This is a genomic window from Actinotignum sanguinis, from assembly GCF_030230305.1.
GTDB lineage: Bacteria > Actinomycetota > Actinomycetes > Actinomycetales > Actinomycetaceae > Actinotignum > Actinotignum sanguinis.
Genome location: NZ_JASPCQ010000012.1, coordinates 17,276 through 39,415 on the forward strand (window position 1 = coordinate 17,276; position 22,140 = coordinate 39,415).

General features: G+C 63.9%; 16 protein-coding genes. 4 read left to right on the top strand and 12 right to left on the bottom strand.

What is annotated here, in order from left to right:
• The first annotated feature begins 346 nt into the window (after nucleotides 1-346).
• Entirely contained in the window at nucleotides 347-4,771 is a 4,425-nt protein-coding gene (gene hrpA / locus QP828_RS06965) for an ATP-dependent RNA helicase HrpA (RefSeq protein WP_274732980.1), read from the top strand.
• A gap of 186 nt (nucleotides 4,772-4,957) precedes the next feature.
• Here the strand turns inward: hrpA and QP828_RS06970 are convergent, their stop codons facing one another.
• The 5 genes from QP828_RS06970 to QP828_RS06990 form a co-directional block, all read right to left on the bottom strand.
• On the bottom strand, nucleotides 4,958-5,656 hold the full coding sequence (locus tag QP828_RS06970) for a hypothetical protein (RefSeq protein ID WP_274732982.1): 699 nt from the start codon (nucleotides 5,654-5,656) through the stop codon (nucleotides 4,958-4,960).
• 95 nt (nucleotides 5,657-5,751) lie between these two features.
• The gene (locus QP828_RS06975; protein ID WP_274736515.1) at nucleotides 5,752-6,780 is read right to left on the bottom strand and encodes a hypothetical protein; all 1,029 of its coding nucleotides are present in this window, start codon (nucleotides 6,778-6,780) and stop codon (nucleotides 5,752-5,754) included.
• Between the two features lie 92 nt (nucleotides 6,781-6,872).
• Nucleotides 6,873-7,526, bottom strand: a complete 654-nt coding sequence (locus tag QP828_RS06980) for a low molecular weight protein-tyrosine-phosphatase (RefSeq protein ID WP_274732986.1) — start codon at nucleotides 7,524-7,526, stop codon at nucleotides 6,873-6,875.
• Nucleotides 7,527-7,875: 349 nt separating this feature from the next.
• Entirely contained in the window at nucleotides 7,876-8,997 is a 1,122-nt protein-coding gene (locus tag QP828_RS06985; RefSeq protein WP_274732988.1) for an ABC transporter ATP-binding protein, read from the bottom strand.
• A gap of 285 nt (nucleotides 8,998-9,282) precedes the next feature.
• Nucleotides 9,283-10,236, bottom strand: a complete 954-nt coding sequence (locus QP828_RS06990; protein WP_274732989.1) for a LysR family transcriptional regulator — start codon at nucleotides 10,234-10,236, stop codon at nucleotides 9,283-9,285.
• A gap of 48 nt (nucleotides 10,237-10,284) precedes the next feature.
• Between QP828_RS06990 and QP828_RS06995 the strand changes: the two genes are divergently transcribed.
• From QP828_RS06995 to QP828_RS07005, 3 genes are all read left to right on the top strand, one after another.
• Nucleotides 10,285-10,542, top strand: coding sequence for a hypothetical protein (locus tag QP828_RS06995; protein ID WP_274732990.1), 258 nt, complete (start codon nucleotides 10,285-10,287; stop codon nucleotides 10,540-10,542).
• A gap of 126 nt (nucleotides 10,543-10,668) precedes the next feature.
• Nucleotides 10,669-12,195: an MFS transporter gene (locus QP828_RS07000; RefSeq protein WP_274732991.1), complete on the top strand. Its 1,527-nt coding sequence runs from the start codon at nucleotides 10,669-10,671 to the stop codon at nucleotides 12,193-12,195.
• Nucleotides 12,195-13,229 carry an L-idonate 5-dehydrogenase gene (locus tag QP828_RS07005; protein WP_274732992.1) on the top strand — a complete coding sequence of 345 codons (1,035 nt, stop codon included), beginning with the start codon at nucleotides 12,195-12,197 and terminating at the stop codon, nucleotides 13,227-13,229. Before QP828_RS07000 ends, QP828_RS07005 begins: the two co-directional genes overlap by 1 nt.
• Before the next feature lie 820 nt (nucleotides 13,230-14,049).
• Here the strand turns inward: QP828_RS07005 and QP828_RS07010 are convergent.
• The 7 genes from QP828_RS07010 to QP828_RS07040 form a co-directional block, all read right to left on the bottom strand.
• A complete protein-coding gene (locus tag QP828_RS07010) occupies nucleotides 14,050-15,447 on the bottom strand; it encodes an N-acetylglucosamine-6-phosphate deacetylase (RefSeq protein ID WP_274732993.1) in 1,398 nt (465 codons plus the stop codon).
• The gene (locus QP828_RS07015) at nucleotides 15,448-16,218 is read right to left on the bottom strand and encodes a glucosamine-6-phosphate deaminase (protein ID WP_016441966.1); all 771 of its coding nucleotides are present in this window, start codon (nucleotides 16,216-16,218) and stop codon (nucleotides 15,448-15,450) included.
• A gap of 100 nt (nucleotides 16,219-16,318) precedes the next feature.
• Entirely contained in the window at nucleotides 16,319-16,993 is a 675-nt protein-coding gene (locus QP828_RS07020; RefSeq protein WP_016441967.1) for an N-acetylmannosamine-6-phosphate 2-epimerase, read from the bottom strand.
• 137 nt (nucleotides 16,994-17,130) lie between these two features.
• Nucleotides 17,131-18,219 carry an ROK family protein gene (locus QP828_RS07025; RefSeq protein ID WP_274732995.1) on the bottom strand — a complete coding sequence of 363 codons (1,089 nt, stop codon included), beginning with the start codon at nucleotides 18,217-18,219 and terminating at the stop codon, nucleotides 17,131-17,133.
• Nucleotides 18,220-18,228: 9 nt separating this feature from the next.
• Nucleotides 18,229-19,149, bottom strand: a complete 921-nt coding sequence (locus QP828_RS07030) for a dihydrodipicolinate synthase family protein (RefSeq protein ID WP_016441969.1) — start codon at nucleotides 19,147-19,149, stop codon at nucleotides 18,229-18,231.
• A gap of 4 nt (nucleotides 19,150-19,153) precedes the next feature.
• Entirely contained in the window at nucleotides 19,154-20,026 is an 873-nt protein-coding gene (locus QP828_RS07035) for an ABC transporter ATP-binding protein (protein ID WP_016441970.1), read from the bottom strand.
• A 16-nt stretch (nucleotides 20,027-20,042) separates the two neighbouring features.
• Nucleotides 20,043-22,139: a dipeptide/oligopeptide/nickel ABC transporter permease/ATP-binding protein gene (locus QP828_RS07040; RefSeq protein ID WP_375712901.1), complete on the bottom strand. Its 2,097-nt coding sequence runs from the start codon at nucleotides 22,137-22,139 to the stop codon at nucleotides 20,043-20,045.
• Between the last annotated feature and the right edge of the window lies 1 nt (nucleotide 22,140).

The window sequence follows — 22,140 nt, forward strand, 5'->3', positions numbered from 1 at the left end:
TCCTGCAGGTGGCCCGTGTCGAGGTGTCGCATCCTGTTAGCAAAATTGTCAAGACGTTGCTTTCTGCGGGCCCCGGTGGCGACATGTTGCTATATGTGAACACCCCGACCCGAGTTCTCCATACTTGTCCACGTTGAGCAGTAGACAAGGACCCAATCGGACACACAAAGTGGTACCCGAGCTACAACCACCACCCGATTTCCTGTCAGGGAGTACCACTGTGTAGGGCCATATGCGATACCGGACCACTGTGCTTCCGTTGCAGGCACCGGAAGCACGCTACGTACACCAATGTCACTCTGACCGATAGGAAGCTCCGGGGAGGCGTGGAATAATGAGGCACGATATGGATAAGTCTCAGGAATCCGCAACGCACTCCGGTAAGCGCGGCCGGCGCGGCCGGCGTAACAACCGTGGCAGCCGTGGCACCCACAATCCCCGTGGTCCGCGCGGCCCGCGGCCCTACACCCCGGCACAGCTAGAAGCCCGCAAGGCGGCAGTTCCGCGGATTACCTACCCGGAAACTCTGCCCGTTTCCGCCCGGCGCGCGGAAATCCGCGAAGCCATCGCCGCGAATCAGGTGGTCATTATTGCCGGGGAAACCGGCTCCGGGAAAACTACCCAGTTGCCGAAAATCTGCTTGGAGCTGGGCCGGGGCATCACCGGGCTCATCGGGCACACCCAGCCGCGGCGCATCGCGGCCCGCTCGGTTGCCGAACGCATCGCGGCCGAACTGGGGCAAAAAGTTGGCGGCGCCGTCGGCTATCAGGTTCGTTTCACCGAAGAAGTGGGCCCCACCACCCTCGTCAAACTCATGACGGACGGCATCCTCCTCGCGGAAATTCAATCCGATCCGCAATTGCTGCGCTACGACACCCTCATCATCGACGAAGCGCACGAACGCTCCCTCAATATCGACTTCATCCTCGGCTACCTCGCCCGCCTGCTGCCCGCGCGCCCCGACCTCAAAGTCATTATCACCTCCGCCACCATCGACACCGAACGTTTCGCCGCGCATTTTGGTGAACACCGCGCGGGCGGCCGCCCCGGCGACACCGCGCCGATCATCGAGGTGTCCGGGCGCACCTATCCGGTGGAGATCCGGTATCGCCCCCTCGATGAGGAACAGGACGCGGAACACGAGGAGCAGCACGACGACGCCGGTGCGCAGCGCGTGGCCGCGCCGCGCACCCCGGGCCGGGCCGCGGCACTCGATCAGGTGAGTGGAATCGTGGCGGCCGCCGAGGAACTCATGGCGGAAGGCGAGGGAGATATTCTGGTCTTCCTCTCCGGGGAGGGCGAGATTCGGGATACCGCGAAGGCTCTCGATGATGAACTCGGGGCCAGGTATGTGAGCCCCGGGGGCAGGTCCAGCGCGCCGGGCGCCGTGGAAGTACTGCCGCTGTTTTCGCGCCTCTCCGCGGCGGAACAGCACCGAATTTTCCAGCCCGGGCCCTACCGGCGCATTATTCTCGCCACGAATATTGCGGAGACTTCCCTGACCGTGCCTGGAATCAAGTACGTGATTGACCCGGGCACCGCCCGTATCTCGCGCTACTCGAATAAGACGAAGGTGCAGCGCCTGCCTATCGAGCCGATTTCACAGGCCAGCGCCAATCAGCGCTCGGGGCGGTGCGGGCGCGTGACGGACGGGGTGGCGATCCGTCTCTATTCCGAGGATGATTTCCTGGCGCGGCCCGAATTCACCCAGCCCGAAATTCAGCGCACCTCCCTAGCTGCGGTTATTTTGCAGATGCTCGCGCTCGGGCTGGGCGCCGTCGACGATTTTCCCTTTATTGACCCGCCGGAAGCGCGGGCGGTGCGAGCCGGCACCCAGCTTCTCGAGGAAATCGGGGCGATTAGCTACGGTGCGTTTGGGGCTGCGAGCGCATTTGGCAGCGAAAATCGCCACACCCCGCGCCTGACCGCCGTCGGGCGTCAGCTCGCGCGCCTGCCTATCGACCCGCGACTGGGCCGCATGCTGATCGAGGCGCAGCGCAACGGTTGTGCTTCCGAAGTGCTCGTGCTGGTGGCGGCGCTGTCGGTGCAGGATGTGCGCGAGCGCCCCACCGAGAAACGTGCCCAGGCCGATCAATTCCACGCGCGCTTCACGGCCGGCTCGTCGGATTTTCTCGCTTACCTGACGCTGTGGCGCTATTTGCGCACCCAGGCGCGCGAGCTGTCCGGTTCGGCATTCCGGCGCATGTGCCGCGCGGAATTCCTCAACTACCTGCGCTATCGGGAGTGGGCGGACGTGGTGGCGCAGCTGGAGCAGATGGCTCGGCCGCTGGACTTGAGCATCCGCCGCCTCGCGCTGCCCAGCTCGAAGCAGATCCGCGCCGCGGAGCAGGCAGGCGCGCCCGCGCTGGGCGGAGCGCCGAATTCCGGGGCGGTCGCCCACGCGTGCCGCGAGCTCGGGCGCGGCTCGGATACCCCGGAATCCGGGGCGATTCATCGTTCGCTGCTGGTGGGCTTGCTTTCCAATATCGGCAATTATTCCCCGCGCAGCCGCGATTACCTGGGCGCGCGCGGCACACATTTCGTGATCTGGCCCGGTTCGGGCCTGCACCGGCGTACCCCCGAGTGGGTCATGGCCGCCGAGCTGGTGGAAACTTCTCGGCTTTTCGCTCGCACCGTGGCCGCGATACAGCCCGAGTGGATTGAGCCGCTGGCGAAGAAGCTGGTGCGGCGTTCCTATTCGGAACCGTATTGGTCCGCCAAGCACGGTGCGGCGATGGTCCACGAGAAGGTAACGCTCTACGGAGTGACCCTTGTGGCGGATCGGCCGGTGTTGCTGGCCACTTCCGGTTCGGATGCGGCGCGCGAGCTAGCTCGCGAGATGTTTATCCGCCACGGCCTGGTGGAAGGTGAGTGGCGCAGCCATCACGAGTTCCTGGCGCGCAACCGCGCGGCCCTTGAGGAAGCCAGCCGCACCGAAGACAAGCTCCGCCGCCACGGTCTGGTGGCCGATAATGATGCGCTGGCCGCGTTTTACGAGGAGCGCATTCCGGAGAGCGTGGTCTCCGGGCGGCATTTTGATTCCTGGTGGAAGAAGGAACGGCACGCACGCCCCGATCTGCTCGATTTCACCCAGGATTTCCTGCTGGGCAGCGCGGGCGGTGGCGCCGGTGAAGAGGATTTCCCCACCGAGTGGCACCAGGGCGATATCACCCTGCCCATCACCTACACCTTCGCGCCGGGCTCGTTCAACGATGGCATCACCGTGGACGTACCCATCGCGCTGCTGCCGCGACTGCGCCCGGAGGGCTTCGACTGGCTGGTGCCCGGGATGCTCGACGAACTGGTGGTTGCCACGATTCGCGCGCTACCCAAACGCGTGCGCCGCAACCTGGTACCCGCCCCGGATGTTGCGCGCGATATCCGCGCCGTACTGCCCGGTTGGGAGGAGGCCGTGCACGGGCCGGAACCGGTTTCTTTCGCGGAGGCTTTCCGGGCGGCCACGGCCCGCGTGCGCGGTATTGAGATCGACGACGCCGCCTGGCAGGAGGTGAATCTCCCCGCGCATCTGACTGTGAATTTCCGGGTGCGTTCGGAGCGGGGCGCGGTACTTGAGGAATCGACATCGCTTGAGTATGTGCAGCGCAGTCTTGCCCCGCAAACCAAGGCAGCGGTGGAAAACGTGGTGGCCGGGGCGGTGGCTCAGGCCCTCGATGAAGCGCGGGCGCGACTGCGCGGGGCGGGCTCCGCGAAACACGGCACGAAGCACACCGCGAGCGCGTCGGCCGCGGGTACGCCGGCCGCGGGTGAGAGCGGGCCGTCCACGCGTACGCCGGCCACGGGCCTGCCATCCACGAGTACGTCGGCCGCGGGTGCGGGTGCGGGTACTGGTTCCGCTCCCGCAGATACGCTCGCGACCGGGGACGCTCTGAGCGGCTGGCCCGCGGTGGAACAGGGGATCATCCCCGCGGTTATCGAAACCGAGGGACCGGCCGGGACGGTCCGCGCCTATCCGGCGCTCGCTGACCGCGCCGGGAAGGTTGTGCTGGATGTGGTGGCGGAACCGGGCGAACAAGTCCGGGTGCATCGCGGTGGTGTGATTCGTTTGCTCGCGGATGCGCTGGCGCTGCCCGAGGGCCGTATCACCTCGCGCTGGGATGGAGAACTGGCTTTGCAGCTGGCGGGTAGTCCGGCGCCTTCCACGGCGGCGCTGGTGGCGGATCTGCAGTGGGCGGCGGCACGGAATCTTGCCGACCGTTGGGGTGCGGCCAATGATGCCAGTCCGGAGGAGTTGCGTTCCGGGCGTGAATTTGAGGAATTGCAGGCTTGGGCTCGTGACGAGTTTGAGGACGAAGTGTTCCTGATTGCGCAGGGCGCGGGCAAGGCTGCGGCTGCGTGGGCGCAGGTGGAGCAGCTGGTGCGGGATAATCGCTCGGTGGCACTACTTGCCACGATGAGCGACGAGCGCGCTCATCTGGATGCGCTTATGCCCCCCGATTTTGTGCGGGCCACGCCGGCAGCACGCTTCTGGGATCTGCCGCGCTATCTCCTGGCCGCGAAGCTGCGCATCGAGAAGGCTGCCGTGAATCCGGCATCCGATGATTCACTCGCCTGGCAGGTACAGACCGCGACAGACGCGGTGGAAAGTGCCCGTGAAGAAGCCAGTTACGCAGCTTTCGATCCTGGCCGCGCTCGGGTGCTCGACCACGCACGCTGGCTCCTGGAAGAACTGCGTGTCTCGCTTTTCGCCCAGCAGCTGGGCACGAAGGAAAAGGTTTCCGTCAAGCGCATCCAGAAACTGTTGGCCAGCTAAGTGCGGCAAGTGGGGTAAGACCCGCATGAGCCTCAGGTTTCACGCAAGTCGCAGACTTTCATACGAACCCCAGCGGGGGTGTTATGTGTTGTCAGAGCTGTACTTCATTTGTCACACATGCGATGTACACCCCGGAAAAACACCCTGCCTTGGCGGCGCGGAACACGTCGTCGTACTTTTTGGAGCTTAGAGCAAGCTGACGATGCCCATCATGACGGCGGCCAACAGCGCGCCGGCGATCATTCCGCCCCACCATTCCAGCTGGTCCCCACTGGTGACGCGGTCAAGAGACTGCGGTTTGAAAGGCAGCACCGGCGCGGTATTGGGCAGCAGTTTCGGGCGCTGCTCCAAGGCCCTCATGAGAGCTTCCTGTTCCGGGCTGGCTGCTTCCACATTGGCGAGCCCGCCGTAGCCCTTTTCCGTTTGACGCAGCGGAAGCAACGTTCCGGGCTTGCTCTCGGCGAAGCCCGCTTGCTCAGCGCCATGCACCGCAATAACGGTTCGGAAATCCGCGGATTTATCCACGGGGCGAACCACCACCGGCACCATGAGCGCCTGCTTGCGCCGGCTATTGCCAACCGTGCGCATCCGCCGACTTTCATCGGTTCCCAACACTCGCGCAACCACATCCACTCCGGGCGCGACCGGTGTTTTATCGCGGATCAGCCACGGCAGCGCCAGTAGGAAAGCCACCACCGCGAAAGCGGGAATCAGGTAGAGAGCACGCGAACCGACCAAGGCATTCGGGAAGGTGATGAGGCCGAGCACCACGCCCGCGCCCAGACCCCACAGGGCACCGGTGCATACCCGCCGGGCATGATCGATAGGCCGCCCCGCCGGAAGGTTACCTTCCCGCCAAATCTCAGCCACAACGTTGGTGCTCATACGTCCTTCCTCTTCTCTCGCGCAATTAGTCGCCGGCGTGATCCCCGCATTCCCGTAGTGCACGGCCCAATCCGTGCTTTCCATGGTAACCCGCGCTAGCGCAGGCTTTCACTTTCCAGCACCACATCCCCGTTTTCTACCCGGAAGCGCAAGGTGTGCTCCCGCTCGAAAACCCGCGCGGTGTCCGAACGCTTTTCCCAGCTCAGCGGGGCAACGAGCCGCCACTCATAACTGCGCTCCAAGGTGCCTCCCCGCACACTTACGGTTCCTCCCCGCCCCTCTACGGTCGCGCTCACCTGCGGCTTGTCTTTCCAGCTCAGCTTCTCCTTGCGGGTGTCCCCGAAAGCACGATCCTTGCGGAAAGCTGCCGGGCAGCCAGCTGGCGGCGTCGTCGTACCATCACCGCGCACGCACCCCTCCACGAGGCGTTCCACCAGTTCCACCGCACGTTCACCCGCGGCCGGGGTGGCCTGGGCCGCGAGCGCAGCGGTCGCGGTCTGGCCCGGCCGCACCGTGGCGGTCGCGCCGGCCCCGAAGGTCACGTAGCGCGAATCGCCGGGTGCTGCGACGGCATAATCGCCGGGGAAAGCCGGAGCAACCTCACGGGGCGCGAGGGCGACCGGCACGTCGTTAATGCTGGTGAGCGCAGGAGGCGTGGGGGTGGCATGGCCGGGAGACAGCTCGGTCTCACGATCCACGCGCAGCTGGCCGAGGGCGCCCGCGCTCACGTGCCAGCGCGCGCTCAGGATCGGGGTGGTGCCGCGCCGCACCAAAGTAATGCTCAGGGGCTCTTGGGTGCCGTGATACGTGACGACGCCGTCTACTCGCATTCCGGTCGCGGTCTGACTCGTGTCGCGCACCTGGAAATCGGCGGGCCGGCCCGGGACGGCGCGATAAACTTCGTCGCTCAGCAGGGCGAGGGAACCGGAAAGCGCGCCGGGATCGGTGAGGTCGAGAGCAGCGCGAGCGCGGCCTTCTTCGAGCGCGCCCATATACCGGCTGGCCACGGCCGCGGGCGAATAGTACGTGGCAGCTAGAATGTGGCGCACTGCCAGCAGAGCCAGGGCGATGAGGAGCAGCCCGAGCAGCCCGAGCAATACCCGCCTCCACCTCCGCGACCGCATAAATATACGTTTACGGCCGTTCGTCGGAGTGCCACCGTTCATCGGCACGACATCAGCCATCGGCACGCCGCCATCCGCGAAAACGCGCCCGGTCACCGCGATGCGCGGAGATTACTGCGCAGCAGCTCCACGAGGTGCTCAGACCCGGCTTCCACGCAGGCGAGCGTCGCTTCGAATTCGCGCGCCGAGCCGCCCCACGGATCGGGAACATCGAACTCGCCGGATGAATAATAAAAATCGGAAGAGTGCTGGCGGCCCGAGGCACGCCCGGCGTCGTCGGAAAGAACCCCACCATGCCCGAAAACACCCTCCGGAGCAATCCCCACCTCCGGCAGCGCGAACTCGGTCCACAGGTGAATATTGGTCAGAGATAGAGAAAGGGAACGACACAGCCTTCGCACCGCCCGCGCGTGCCCGGTGGTCATGGCAAGAATCAGGCCGGCGTTTTCCAGCTCCTCGGCGGTGACACGGTGAGCCCGGTGGCGTTCAGGCAGGCCATAACCGTGTTCGGTGAGGGTTCGTTGGGCGGGCGGGTAAATCGGGTTGCCCGCCTCCTCGTTGGAGACCCCCGCGGAGGCCACCGCGATATCGATACCGGCATCGCGCAACCGCTGGCGCAGCACGATTTCCCCCATGGGAGATCGGCAAATATTCCCGGTACAGACAACAAGAATGCGGGGCCGTTCCGCCAGCGCGCGAACGACGCCCGCACCGGGGTAGGCAGCGGGAGTGGCACTTTCCGTCATGCTGGCAAGTTTAGGCACCGCGCCTGAAAAGTTTTGAGCAGTAGGTCTCATCGAGTGCATACTACGCTGAAAGTATGCAGAATCCCGGGATAGAAACACCCGGGCGCCTCCGAGCGGGCGGCCCGTATCACCCGTGTTGAACTGCGGAAAAGTTCCATCGCGGCAGTTCGGGACGGCGATTACGCATAATCGCAGCTGAAAGCGCGTGATTTTCGCCACGGCCTGTGCGAGTCATGTTTAATAGTAAGTTTAGTTTTTGCGTGATTTATATGCGACGACGGCGCAGGGCCGGGGCGCGATGCGCCCCGGCCCTGAAGATGCGGCCACTGCCCTGGCGGCCTAGCATCACCTAGTTAATGCGGGTGCCATCCCCGGCATGGAAAACATGGATAGCATCCAGATTCGGGGTGGCGTACACGGTGTCACCCACCGCGGGGGCCTTGAAGGGCGGGATACGCACAACAACCTGGGAGGAGCCATCGCCCGATCCGAAGCCGGACTTCTCCACCCCGGCGATCTCACCGTAGACGTAGTTATCCGACCCCAGGTTCTCCACCATATCCACCACGATCGGCACCGAGCTTTCCCCGGGCTCACGCGTCAGCTCCGTGAAGGACTCGGGGCGCACGCCCAGGATTACCTTCCCCTTATCATCCGGGGTGATCGCCTCGATCACCGCGCGGGGGAGGCGGATGCGCGCTTGGCCGAGAACTGCGGCGTCGCCCTCAACATTAAAGGTGCCGAGGTTCATGGCCGGCGAGCCAATGAAGCCCGCCACGAAAGCGTTTTGCGGCCGGTTGTACAGCTCATCCGGGCTGCCCACCTGCTGCAAGACCCCGAAGTTCAGGACGGCGATGCGGTCGCCCATGGTCAGCGCTTCGGTTTGGTCGTGAGTGACGTACACCGTGGTGGTGCCCAGCCGGCGCTGCAAGGTAGCTATCTGGGTACGAGTTTGCACGCGGAGCTTCGCGTCCAGATTGGAGAGCGGTTCGTCCATGAGGAAGACCTGCGGGTTCCGCACAATCGCGCGGCCCATCGCCACGCGCTGGCGCTGCCCACCGGAAAGCGCCTTCGGCTTGCGATCCAGATACTCGGTCAAGTCAAGAATCTGGGCGGCTTCCTTGACGCGCTTATCAATTTCTTCCTTCGGGGTGCGCGCAATCTTCAGCGCGAAGCCCATATTTTCCGCCACCGACATATGCGGGTAGAGAGCGTAATTCTGGAACACCATCGCGATATCGCGGTCCTTAGGCGAAACATTGGTCACATCGCGGTCCCCAATGTAGATACGCCCGTCATTAATATCTTCCAGACCGGCCAGCATGCGCAGCGACGTTGATTTACCGCAGCCGGACGGGCCAACAAGAACAAGGAATTCCCCGTCAGCAATTTCGAGGTTGAGTTGATTAACCGCCGGGGTATCCGACCCCGGGTAGATACGCGATGCGTTCTCAAATGTAACAGATGCCATTACTGGTCCCTTCACCGGCAGGTACGTGCCGGACGATCCGAGTGAAGAGTGCCGTGATGGGCACCCGAAGTTCCAGCAGATACGGTGCGGACGAAGCCGTTAACAGGCCGCGATGCCCCCGCGCCCGGAATACCCGGGCCCATATACAAATGCTGTGACTTCAGAGTGTCCACTCTGACACAGTCGCCCTGTGCGACATACTCAATTTTGCCAGGAGCCAGCGCGGATTTCCAGCTCTGCTGCCATTTTTTGCGCAAAGCTTCCAGGGTTTTCCCGGGTTCGGCCTTAGCTGGTATCTCCAGCGTCACCCCGCTGCGGCTGCAGGGAATGCACCCCCGCGGGTAGCGGAATAGCCAGAATGAGATCGCGTAGATACTGCCCAATGGGAGTCACAGGCACTGCAGTATTCGCCACCACGGCGACTTCCCGCCCGTAATCTCCCGCAATGGGAATAGCGCGCAGCCCCTCGTGATCACAACTCCGGAAAGCCAACAGGTTAATAACCGGGGTGAGGAGCCCGGCCTTGCACATATTAAGGAGAGTCTGCGGCTGCTCGGTACGGAATTCCGCGATGCGCGGCTCCAGCTGCCACACATCAAAAGCAACGCGCATTTCCGGATCGATAGTCAGGCCCGGCGCCCCGGTCAATCCCAGAGTGATCTCCGCAAGATCGCCGGGGTTCACAACCTCAACACCCTGAAAATCCGGCGAATTCTGACGAACCACCGCAACATAGGGCTCCCACCACAACCGCTGCGACTCCGGGATAGAGGGAAGGGAGCTAAATTGCGAAACGATGGCGAGCTGCGTACTTCCGGAGGTCACCTTATCCAATAATTCCGCGGACGTACGCTCCAGCAAATTAACCGAGATACCGGGTTCTTCCAATTGCAATTGCGCCAGCAAACCGGGGCAGAGCACCGCCGACACCGAGGGAATCACCCCCAGGGTCACCGAGCCAACCAGGCGCCCCGATTCGGTATGGAGTTCCTCCACCGCATCGCGCAATTTCACCAGGATTTCTTCGGCTCGCGGCAGGAAAGTTTCCCCTTTTGCAGTGAGAGTACAGGGCACGTGGCTACGATCCACCAGGGTATGGCCCGTTGCGCGCTCCAAATTCGCAACGTGGAGCGAGACCCGCGACTGACTGCTGTGGAGCAAACGAGCCGCCCGCGAAAAAGACGATAATTTCGCAACAGCAACGAAAGACTCCAACCATTCAAGTCGGTCGATGCGCATAAAACCCTCCACGACTGTGTGGCACCAACGCGGTCTCCGACAATGTACATGCCTTTCAACAAGTTCCCCGCGCGGCGAGTCGGCTCCCCCGGTGGCGCGCGACGGCGCGCCACCGGGGCGGCGTCGTCGTTCCACCGCACCCGCACCCACCCCGATACCCGCACTTTTCCGCGATATGCAGCGGCTGTCCCCCCGCGTCGCAGCACCACCGAAGCCACCACCCACACCTCGATGACATCCCACCCGCGTATCACTATTCGAAATCCGCATATGACATATCGAAATATCGCCGCCTCTCGCGCGTGATTTCGGCGTATTCCGGCCCGCATACTGAAGCCAACGGAGCTCGCTTACCCCGCCTGGCTTAGCCCGACGGAAAGCAGCTTCTTATCAGTTAACACAACGAAGTGAAAGATGTGGAAGGCACCCGTCATGTCCAAACAACACCCGCCGGGAACAGTAACCGCCCCGGTGCCCACGCGCTCAACCTCCGACCTCGTCAAAGCCGCGGTCTCCGGTTGGCTCGGAACAGCTCTCGAATTCATGGACTTCCAGCTGTACTCCCTGGCCGCCGCGCTCGTCTTTAAAGACATTTTCTTCCCCGCCGGCCACCAGTCCATGGCCATCCTCGGGGCCATGGCCATTTACGGCGTGGGCTACGTAGCCCGCCCGCTCGGCGCCTGGTACTTCGGGCGACTCGGTGATCGCATCGGCCGTACCAAAGTCCTCTTTATCACCATCGCCATGATGGGCGTGGCCACCACCCTCATTGGATTCCTCCCCACCTACCAGGTTGTGGGCATTTGGGCACCGATCATGCTGGTGATCCTGCGGCTCATCCAAGGCTTCGGAGCCGGCGCGGAAATCGCCGGTGCCTCCGTGATGCTGGCCGAATACGCCCCGCGGGAACGCCGCGGCATTATTTCCTCGCTGGTTGCCCTCGGCACCAATACCGGCACCCTGGGCGCCGGCGCGATCTGGGCGATCATGCTCGCCACCATGGGCACGGATACCGTGGTCGCGTGGGGCTGGCGTATCCCCTTCATCGCCTCGGTTGCGCTCATGGGCCTGGCCGTATTTATCCGGCTTCACCTCAAGGAATCGCCCGTTTTCGAGGCTGCAACCAGCGGAGAAATTTTGGACGACGCCGCACTCGTGGCCACCTACGACCAGCCGCTCCCTTCGCGCGCCGAACGCAAGCAAGCCGCCACTGCCGCCGCGGCCGAAGCCCGCGCGGCCGCAGCCGCCCAGCGTGAAGCAGCCGTGGATAAACTGGCCAAGACCCCGAAGTCTTTCAAAGCCTTCATGGCGGCCTTCGCCCTGCGCTTCGGCCAGTCCGGCAACTCCGGGATGGTGCAGACCTACCTCATCACCTTCCTGACCGCCCAGATCCTGGTGGCCAAGGACGTTGCTTCCGCCGTGGTGGTCTACTCCTCGCTGGCCGGCTTCATTACCGTGCCGATTATCGGCTGGATCGGTGATCGCATCGGCCGCGAGCGCACCTACCGCCTGGTCACCGGCCTGGGAATTCTCCTCATTATTCCGTGCTTCCTGCTGATGGTCTCTCCGCGGTTCCTGGGCGAACTCAATGCGCCGGAGCTGGTGGACGGGCAGATGGTGGACCATTACGGTACTCCCACGCTGCTGTTCTTCATCGGATACATCGTGCTGCACAACATTACCGTGCTGGCCATGTTCTCCCTGGAAAACATCACCATGGCCGAATGCTTCGGCTCCGCGCACCGTTACGAGCAGCTGGCACTCGCCAAGGAAATCCCGAATATGATCACCGCCGGTTTCGGCCCGCTCATTGCGGCTGGCTTGGTGCAGCTCTTCGGCGGTTCCTGGATTGCCTGCGCGATTCTCATGTTCGTTTACACCGGGGTCACCCATATCACCGCGTGGCTCATGCCCGAAATCACCGGGCGCGACCTCACCGTCAAGGAGGATGCATTCTAATGAAGGCTGTACAAGTTCGTACCGATACCCCCAAGCAGATCCATATCACCGAAATTCCCGATCCGGTTGCCGGCGCTGGCGAAGTGCGCGTGCGCATGGAATGGGGCGGAATTTGCGGCTCCGACCTGTCCTACTGGAAGAACGGCGCCTCTGGAACCGCGATTATGCGCGAGCCGCTCATCCTCGGCCACGAAGTTGCCGGTGTGGTGGACCAGGTTGGCGAAGGTGTTGCTGGAGTTGAGGTGGGCCAGCGGGTGGCGATCTACCCGCCGACCCTCGTGGGCGAGCACGATATTCCAGAAAGTACCCGCGGGAAAGATAATCTCTGGCCGGAAGTCCGCTACTTTGGCTCCGCCGCTTTCTTCCCGCACGAACAGGGTGGTTTCTCCACTTACCGCGTGGTGCGCCCCGATCAGCTGCGTGTCTTGCCGGAGAACGTTTCAACCAAAGAAGGCGCCGTCGCCGAACCGCTGGCGGTGGCTATGCATGCCGTGACCTTAGCCGGGGATCTTTCCGGGAAGCGGGTGCTGGTCAATGGTGTGGGCCCGATCGGAGCACTAGCCGTGGCCGCCGTGAAATTCGCCGGCGCACGTGAGGTCATCGCTTCCGATGTGTCCGCGGAATCCCTGCGGGTTGCGAGCGCGATGGGCGCGACCCGCACGGTGAACCGCAGCGCCGGTGAGGTGCTTCCCGCCGACGTGGACGTGACCATCGAAGCCTCCGGTGCCGCCGTTGCTATCGGCGATTGCCTTATGGCTACCGTGCGTGGCGGCACCATGGTACAGGTGGGCAACCTGCCCGCCGGCGAAGTTTCCGTGGTGCTCGGGCAATTGGTCACCCGCGAAATCACGTACCGGGGTTCGTATCGGTTCAACCCGGAGTCCATGGATGCCGCGATTGATGCGATGGCGCGCGGACTGGACGTTTCGCCCGTGCTCACGCACGAATTTAAGATCGACGACGCCGCGGCTGCTTTCGCCACCGCCGATGACCGGTCCACGGGATCGTCCAAGGTGATGCTCCAGCTGAGCTAACCGGAGCAGGTCGGTTTGGCTGGGCGATGCACTCTCGCCCGGCCAATCCGGCCTTGTTACGAGGCGGCGAAGGGGCACGGACTTACGGGTCCGTGCCCCTTTTCCGTGCTCTTTTCTAGGGCTTTTTCCGAGCCCTTTCCGCAACCACAAAGCACAACCTCACGACAGCGAGCCGCGCAGGGTGCAACCTGATGACATCGAAACAATTTCTTACTGTAGTTGCCGTTGCACTTTGATTTCGAGAAGCCTCAGCGACCGGCCCGCGCGAATCTCACAGGCCTCACGAACCCCAATAGTCACACCAGCACCTGGGGAGGGGGCATGTGGTGTCCGAGCTGTAGTGCATATGTCGTACATGCGAAGTACACCTCGGAAAAACACACCTGCCTCCCGCCGGGGCGGTGAACCGGCGGGAGCCAAAGTGTGTATTCCAGACAGCGCATCCCGCGTAGTGTGCGTATGGAACACGAAATCGCTTCGAAACGGTGCTCTTACGCACACTTCATTTCGGGACCTCCGGGGCTAACCCGCTGTCACCAGCTGCTGCCCAGCAAAGTGGTACTCCACGACAGAAAATCGGGCGTTGGCTGTAGCTCCAGTACCACTTTGTTTTTGGGACTTCGACGGAGCGAAGAAAGCGGGGCGCGGGCCTGAGCCCGCGCCCCGTGGAGAGGGGCAGGATCGACACGCCCGATCCTGCCCGAGGGAGGCAGTGAACGCTTCCCGGCTTGTGGTGCTGCCGTGCCCGCACATACTTCCAACGTGGGCCATCGGCACGTTCCGGCGTGGGAACTCCCGGGCCCGGCATGGAACCCGATGCTTAGGAGTGGGAAATTTCCACTCCCTCGCGGACAACCGCCAGCGGGGTCATCGCCTCATTCCAGGCGACAAGATTGACCGGCTTGCCCGGGGTGAAGTCCACCGTGACTCCGGGAGCATCCCAGGCGCCACCGGCGTAGACCGGTCCGGCCACCGTGGCCCGCACCAGCTGCGGGAGCGTCAGCTTCCCGCGCCCGGCAAAGAGGGCCACCTGATCAGCCAGCACCGAAGCACCGCCAGCCAGAGTATCGGTACCTTCCAAGTAGCAGGCGCCATCGCGCACTTCCACCGCGAGCCCGCCCAGGGTGTACTTCCCGGGAGGCATGCCGGCCGCGGCCAAAGAATCCGTAACGAAGAAAGCCCCGGGAATACCCAGCTGGCCCGCGCCGGCACCCGCGGCGCCCGCCCCGTTTCCGGCACCGTGCACACCTGCGAACCCGGCCCCGAGATCCGGCTCATCAAGGTAGGCCACCACATCCTCAACAAGATCCGGATGCACGTGGTAGCCATCGGCAATCACTTCGGCGCTGATGAAACCGCGCCGCGCCGCCTGAATGTACTCACGGATCGGGCCAGGTGCCCGGTGCGTGAAAGCCGTCATCGCGTTGAAAAGATGTGTGACAGTTTGTGCGGCTTCCTGCCCGACGGCGCTACCGCTGCCATCACCCAGCGCCGCCAACGGCACATACCCGTACCGCCGCGCCACCTCCAGGGTGCGCGCAATTTCGGCCCGGGTAACCGCACCGTCCCCGTGGGAATGCCCCCAGGACGGCTTACCGCCGTACTCAAGCAGCAGCTCGGCAGCCCGCTGGGCCCCTTCCGCTTCCGGGGCAACGGTCATCGTCTTAATCCAGCCACGCCCGGCTTCCAGCCAGGAACGCAGCTCGGCCTCATCCACCGGGCGGATCACCTCGGGATTTTGCGCCCCGCACTTTTCCCGCGAAATGTACGGGCCTTCCAGGTGAATACCGGCTAGCTCCCCGCGTTCGCAAAATGGCACCAGAGCCTCAATCTGCGGCAGCGGATCAGCCAGCGAAACCAAGGAAGCGAACATCGCCGTGGTCCCCCCGCGCTGGTGGGTACGGATCGCGGTAGCGATCTCCTCTTCCGTATAGTTATCCGGGAACGCGAAACCGCCACCGCCGTGGCAGTGAATATCCACGAGACCGGGGGTAATAACATGTGCCCGGCACACGTGCGGGCTATCAGCGCCCAGCCCAAAAGCCTCCGCGGCCCGAGCTTCGATTCCGCGTGATTCCCGCTCCGCAGCCAGCCCCGCGGTTACCGCGGCGGCCTCCTCAGCGGTGAGAACCCGGGCCAGCGTACCGGCGTCGTCGGTCTCAATACCGTACCCAACCTCGCGGCCGTACCCGCTGAGAACGCGCCCCAGATAAAACACTTAGATCATCTCCCAACGCGCACGGTACAGGTCCGTCAGCTTGAGCTGCGCGGCGGCCTCTTCGTCCAGGAGCACGGTGACATCCGGGTGCATCTGAATAATCGTGGCGGGCCAGAAGGCGCTGATGGGGCCTTCGCACAGCTCGCGCACCGCATCGGCCTTATTGGCACCGAAGGCGAAGAGCACCAGCTTCTTCGCTTCCATAATGGTGCCCAGGCCCTGGGTGATGCAGCGGGTGGGGACGGCTGCTTCATCACCGTCGAAGAACCGCGCATTGTCCTTGATGGTCTGCGGGGCCAGCGCCTCCACGTGAGTGCGCGACACCAGCGAACCACCCGGCTCGTTGAAGCCGATATGCCCATCCGCGCCGATGCCAAGGATCTGCAAGTCCACGCCGGCCGCGCCGATCTTGGCGTCATAGTCGGCAGCTGCGGCCTGCGGATCCGGGTTCTGCGCATCGGGAGTATTGAGCCCCTCCTCGGTCAGGCCGGTCTTGTCATCCCCCACCAGGTTGCGGCGCAGCACATTGCGGTAAGATTCCGGATGCTCCGGATCCAGCCCCACGTATTCGTCCAGCGCGAAAGCTTTGGCGCCGGAAAGATCAAATTCGCCGGCCGCGTGGGCTTCGCGCAGCGCCGCGTAGAGGAGATCCGGCGTGGAACCGGTGGCCACCCCGAGTGTCGCCTTCGCGTTCCGCGCGAAAAGATCCTGGATAATACGTGCGCCCTCGCGGGAGGCTTCGTCCGCGGTGGCGAAAATTCCGATATGCATGAGATTCGTCCTTTCCCGGGCGCGTTTCACGTGAAACGCGGCAGTGGTCAGTGCTCGCGGGCCCCGCGTTTCAGTTACGCGCGGGAACCCAATTGAAGTTTTAGTTTTCGACGGCTTCGCGGAACCACGTGGTGATCGTGGTCGGGTGCGTAATAGCAGTTCCGACGACGGCCGCCCAGGCACCGGCTTCCATAACAGCGCGCGCCTGCTCCGGAGTGTGGATACGCCCTTCGCAGACCACCGGGATCTCCGGGAATTCTGCGACCATCTGGGCCAGCAGCTCAATATCGGGGCCGTCGGTCTTCGGGCGGTCCCCGGAGTAGCCCGCCAGGGTGGTTCCGAGGATATGGCAGCCGGCCTTCGCCGCGGCGCGGGCATCATCAATCGAGCCGCAGTCCGCCATGACGAGGGCGCCGTCGTCGAGAAGAGCAGCCACGGTTTCCGCGAAGCTCAAGCCATCCGGACGCGGGCGGGACGTGGCATCGAGCGCCACGATATCGGCGCCGGCGCTGATGCAGGCGCGGGCATGGCGCAGGGTCGGAGTGATGAAAACGCCTTCGTGGCCCTCTTTCCACAGGCCGATGACAGGCACTTCCACCTGGCCTTTAATCGCGGAAATATCCGCCAGGCCCTGGCAGCGAATCGCCGCCGCTCCCCCGCGCTCGGCGGCGAGGGCCATCTGCGCCATCGTTTCGGGGTGGCGCAGCGGTTCGCCCACGTACGCCTGGCAGGACACAACGAGGCGCCCGCGGAGAGATTCGATCATCGGATGCACGATAACTCCTAAGTTATAACGAGAAATGCAGAGTTGTAGTTATGTGGCGCGCTTCGTGCGGCCGGCGCTCCCAGCGCGGCCCGCGCAGCCCGCGGCAAGACAGTTCGGCGCTCCCAGCGCGCCACCCGCACGCCACGCTAACCGGCGGTGTGCAAGAAATGGACGGCCGCGCCGATAAGCGGGGCCTGCGATCCCAGGCTACCCTCCACAATCGGGGTGGCGGCGGTGCCCACCATGGCATCGCGCCGGTAGCCCTTACGCAGCGCCTCCATCCAAAACTCACCCACGTGAATAAGCGAGCCAGACAGGATAATAACGTCCGGGTCAAAGGAATTAGCCAGCCCGCCCAGGGTCTGCCCGAGTGCGAAAGCACCGTCCGTGAACACCTCGCGCGCGAACATATCGCCCGCGTCCACGAGGGCTTTCAGTTCTCGACCTCCCCGCACGACGACGGGGCGCTGCGCGCCCGGGGCCTTCCGGTAGGCACTTTCGGGAACATCGGCGATCCCGGTGAGGGAAGCCGCTGCCGCGGCAGCGTAACTCGCGCCCTCCACGTGCGCTTCGGCTTGGCGCTTGGCGTAGAGGCGGGCCGCCCCACTACCCGAGGCCACTGATTCCACGTGGCCATCGCGCCCGCAGGAGCACACCAATCCGGCGGCATAAGGATGGTGAATATGGCCGAAGTGGCCGGCCACCCCGTGCGAACCGAAAAGGATCCGGCCATCAATAACGGCCGCGCCGCCCAGCCCGGTTCCCACAGCGATAACAAGGGCGGTACGCGCGCCGGCGCCCGCCCCGTACGTTGCTTCCCCGAGGGCGTGCCCGTGCACGTCATTGAGGACCCGCACCGGCAAGCCGCAGCGTTCCGCAAGATGCGGGCCGAGGGGCTGACCGCCCCAGCCGGGCATGGTGTCCGTGGCGGAGGTAATGCACCCGGTCTCCACGTCCACCACTCCGGCGCTGGCGATAGCAATTCCACTCACCGGCGTTCCGGCGGCACTGGCTGCCGCGATCTGGCGTTCCGCGAAATCTGCGATATCCGCCAGCACCCGGGCTCCACCACGCCGCGCCTCGGTTGGAATACTGGCCTCGAGGGAGATGCGCGGGGCATCACCGCCCGGGGCGGTGGCCGCAAAGGTCACCACCGCCCCCGCGATTTTGGTTCCCCCGATATCCAGCCCGAGCAGCGAAAACTCGGAGCCGGGCTGGAACGGTGCTACCTTCATGAGTGCTCCTTAGAGCAGCCCGCAGCTGGCGAGCACGCCGCGAATAGCTTCGACGTTCTCACCTTCGAGGGCCTTGACGGGCCGCGGCATCTGGTTAGAGGCGATAACCCCCAGTTCCTTCATGGCCGCCTTGAAAGCGCCCACGCCAGCGGCGAAGCCCTGCACGCCCTTGGGCACCATGACGATGCGCATGAGATGGGCAAGCTCGTCCTGCAATTCAGCAACGCGCTTCCAGTCCCCGGCCTGCGCGGCATCCCACTGCTCCACGTAGGGGCGCGGTGCCACATTGGCCAGGCCCGGAACGGATCCGTCCGCCCCGCCCATGTAGGCGCCATCCACAACCACTTCGTGGCCCGTGAGGATATTGAGAGGGTTACCGGCGGCCTTGTTCTCCTCCAGCAGGAAGCGGAAGTTAACGTCGTCGCCAGAAGAATCCTTAACACCGGTCAGCACGCCTTCGCGCCCCAACCGCATGAGCAGGTCAATGGAGAGCTTCTTGTGCACGCACACCGGGATGTCGTAGGCGAAAAGCGGCAGGTCCACGGCATCGCGGATGTAGCGGAAGTTCGCTTCAATTTCCGCTTCCCCACCCAGCGCGTAGAAGGGCGCAGTTGCGACGATGCCGTCCACCCCGATGGCCTGGGCATCGCGCGCGTGCTCAATCATGCGCTCGGTTTGCATATCGATAATGCCGGCGAGCACCGGAACACGCCCGTTAGCGACTTCCACCGCGGTTTCGAGGATTTCACGACGCCGCGCATCGGTGCTGAACACCACCTCGGAGGTTGAGCCGAGCACGAACAGGCCGTGTACTCCGGCGTCGAGCATCCGGTTGAGCGAGCGTGCGAAAGACTCCTTATCGAGTTCGCGTTCTTCGGTCAGCGGCGTGACTGTCGGGGGGATAACGCCGCGGAAACGAGGATCTGACATGGGACTATGCCTCCAATTTCGGGTGAAGCAGCGAGGGCGCCGCTGCCAATAGGGTTCTCGTGTAGTCATTTTGCGGATTGTGGAGCACGTCCTTGGCGTCTCCCCATTCCACGATCTCTCCGTGATTCATCACCGCGATCTTGTCCGATACGTAACGCACCGTCTGAATATCGTGGGTGATGAAAACCATCGCCAGCCCCAGATCCCGCTTGAGATCGGTGAGCAGGTTGAGGATCTGGGCGCGCACGGACACGTCCAAGGCTGAGGTGGGTTCGTCCGCGATGATCGCGTCCGGGCCCACGGCCAGCGCACGGGCAATAGCCACACGCTGACGCTGTCCACCGGAGAGCTGCCCGGGCAGCGCGTCAAGCGCCGATTGGGGCAAGCCCACCATGCCGATAAGGTCTTCCACGCGGCCGTAGCGTTCCTCGCGAGTGCCGATCTTGTGGACCGTCATCGGGTCGAGGAGCTGGTCACGTACGGTCATACGCGAGTTAAGCGCCGTGGCCGGATCCTGGAACACCACCGAGACCACGCGGCCGATATGGCGGCGCTGGGCAGCGGTACGTTTCGTGACTTCTTCACCCTTGAAAAATACCTTGCCGCCGGTGGGGGACTGGAGTCCGCACATCACGTTCGCCGTCGTCGACTTACCGGAACCGGATTCGCCAACGAGACCGATGGTCTGGCCGGGCATCAGGGAAAGGTTGACGCCGCGCACGGCGCGCACCTTATTCGGATTGAAGATGGAACCGGTACGGGTGCGGAAGGTGACGTCAACGTCGCGCAACTCGATAATCGGTACATCGGAAAGGGTAGGCCGGTCCGCTACGGACGCACCGGCAGCGTGACGAGCTTCGGTATCCAGAGTTGTCATGATCTTTCCTCCTTCGTCACTTCTGGGCATCCGGGCCGGCTGCGCCATCGGCGGCTTCGCCAGCAGTGTGAGCTGCGGCGCCGGTAGCGGTCTCGGCAGCGCTGGACGCGCGCAGCGATTCCTTGGGCACCAGGTTGGTGGTGGCCGGGTCCGGAGCGTCGGGCTGGGCGGCGTAGAAGTGCCACGTCTCGCCCACACGTTTCATAATCGGGCGGGTGTCCAGGCCCACCGTCGGATGCGAGGACCGCGGGGCGAAACGATCGCCCTTCGGGAAGTCGCGCGGCGAGGGAACCGTGCCGGGCACCTGGTGGAGCCGGCCGGCGCCCGCTTCGATGGAAAGCACGGAACCGAGCAGACCGCGAGTGTATTCGTGGTGCGGGTCGGTGAGCAGTTCCTTCGTGGATGCCTGCTCCACAACCTGACCGGCGTACATGACGGTAATCGAGTGGGCCACTTCGGCAACGAGCGCCAGATCGTGGGACACGAAGACCATCGCGAAGCCGAGTTCCTTGCGCAGGCGGTTGAGAAGCTCCACCACCTGGGCCTGAACCGTCACGTCAAGCGCGGTGGTCGGTTCGTCCGCGATCACCAGCTTCGGGTCACGGGTGAGCGCCATGGCGATAAGCACGCGCTGGCGCTGGCCACCGGAAAGTTCGTGCGGGTAGGACTCCAGGGTCCGCTTGGGATCCAGGTCCACCAGCTCGAGGAGCTCTTCGGCGGTGCGGGTGCCCCCGCGGCTGGTCAGCTGCTTCATCTGTGCCTTGATGAGCATGGACGGGTTGAGGGAGGACAGGGCGTCCTGGTAAATCATCGCGATCTCATGCCCACGCAGCTCGTTGTGCTGCTTGGGGGTGAGCTCGAGGAGGTTCTGCCCGTTGAACATAATCTCACCGCTAATATCGGCGGACTTATCGAGCAGGCCCATAATCGCCAGGGAGGTAATGGACTTACCGCACCCGGATTCACCCACGAGACCCATCGTCTCACCGGCGCGCACATTGAAGGACACGTGGTCCACCACGTTGACATCGCCGTGGCGCGGGAACTTGATGCACAGGTCGCGCACTTCGATAACCGGGGCCTCCTGCGAGGTGGGTTCGAAGCGGTCGGTACGCCGTTCTTCTGCTTGGCGCAGTTCCTCCAGGCGCTGGACCAGTGCATCGTGCTGGGCGGCGTAAGCGGCCACCGGATCCACGAGGAGGCGGTCCTCTTCACGCTTGGCGTTCGCGTCCACGTTATCGGGAACGGCCGCGGCCTTGGGGGCCGCCACCATGGCGTCCGTGAGACCTTCGGAGAGGATGTTGAGGCAGAGCACCGTGATCATAATGGCCAGGCCCGGGAAGAGCGCCTGCCACCACCGGCCCAGGAGCACGCCGCCGCGAGCGTCGGCGAGGATATTACCCCAGGTGGGTGTGGGTTCGGCGATGCCGGCCTGGATGAAGGACAGCGAGGCTTCGAAAACAATAGCGTCGGCCACGAGCACGGTGGTGAACACCATGACCGGGGCGATACAGTTGCGCGCCACGTGCTTGATGAGGATCCAGGGAGCCCGCGCGCCGGAAACGATGACCGCGCGCACGTAATCTTCACCGTATTCGCTCATAACATTCGCGCGCACCACGCGGGTGATCTGCGGAATGTAGAGGAAGCCGATCGCCATGATGATGACGGGCAGGGTATTGCCGAATACCGAGACGAACACCGCGGCCAGCGCGATGCCGGGGAAGGACATGATGATGTCCATGCAGCGCATGATCACTTCGGAGATCCACTTGCGGGAGACCGCCGCCAGCGCACCGAAGATCGCACCGAAGAAGAGCGCGAAAGCGGTAGCGGCGAAGCCGATAACCAGCGAGTAGCGGGCACCGTAGATCATACGGGAGAGAATGTCACGGCCCTTTTCGTCAGTACCGAAGAGGAAATCACCATTCGGTGCCTGGCGGGCAACTTCAATTGCCTGCGGGTCGTGCGGAGAAATAAGGGGTGCGAAAACGGCCGCGAGGGCAATGAGCACCAGAACGACGACGCACAGCTGGGCGCCGCGGGTCATATTGCGGAAACGCTTGAACCGGACACCGGGGCGTTCCATCTTTTCCGTGAGTTTACGCCTCATG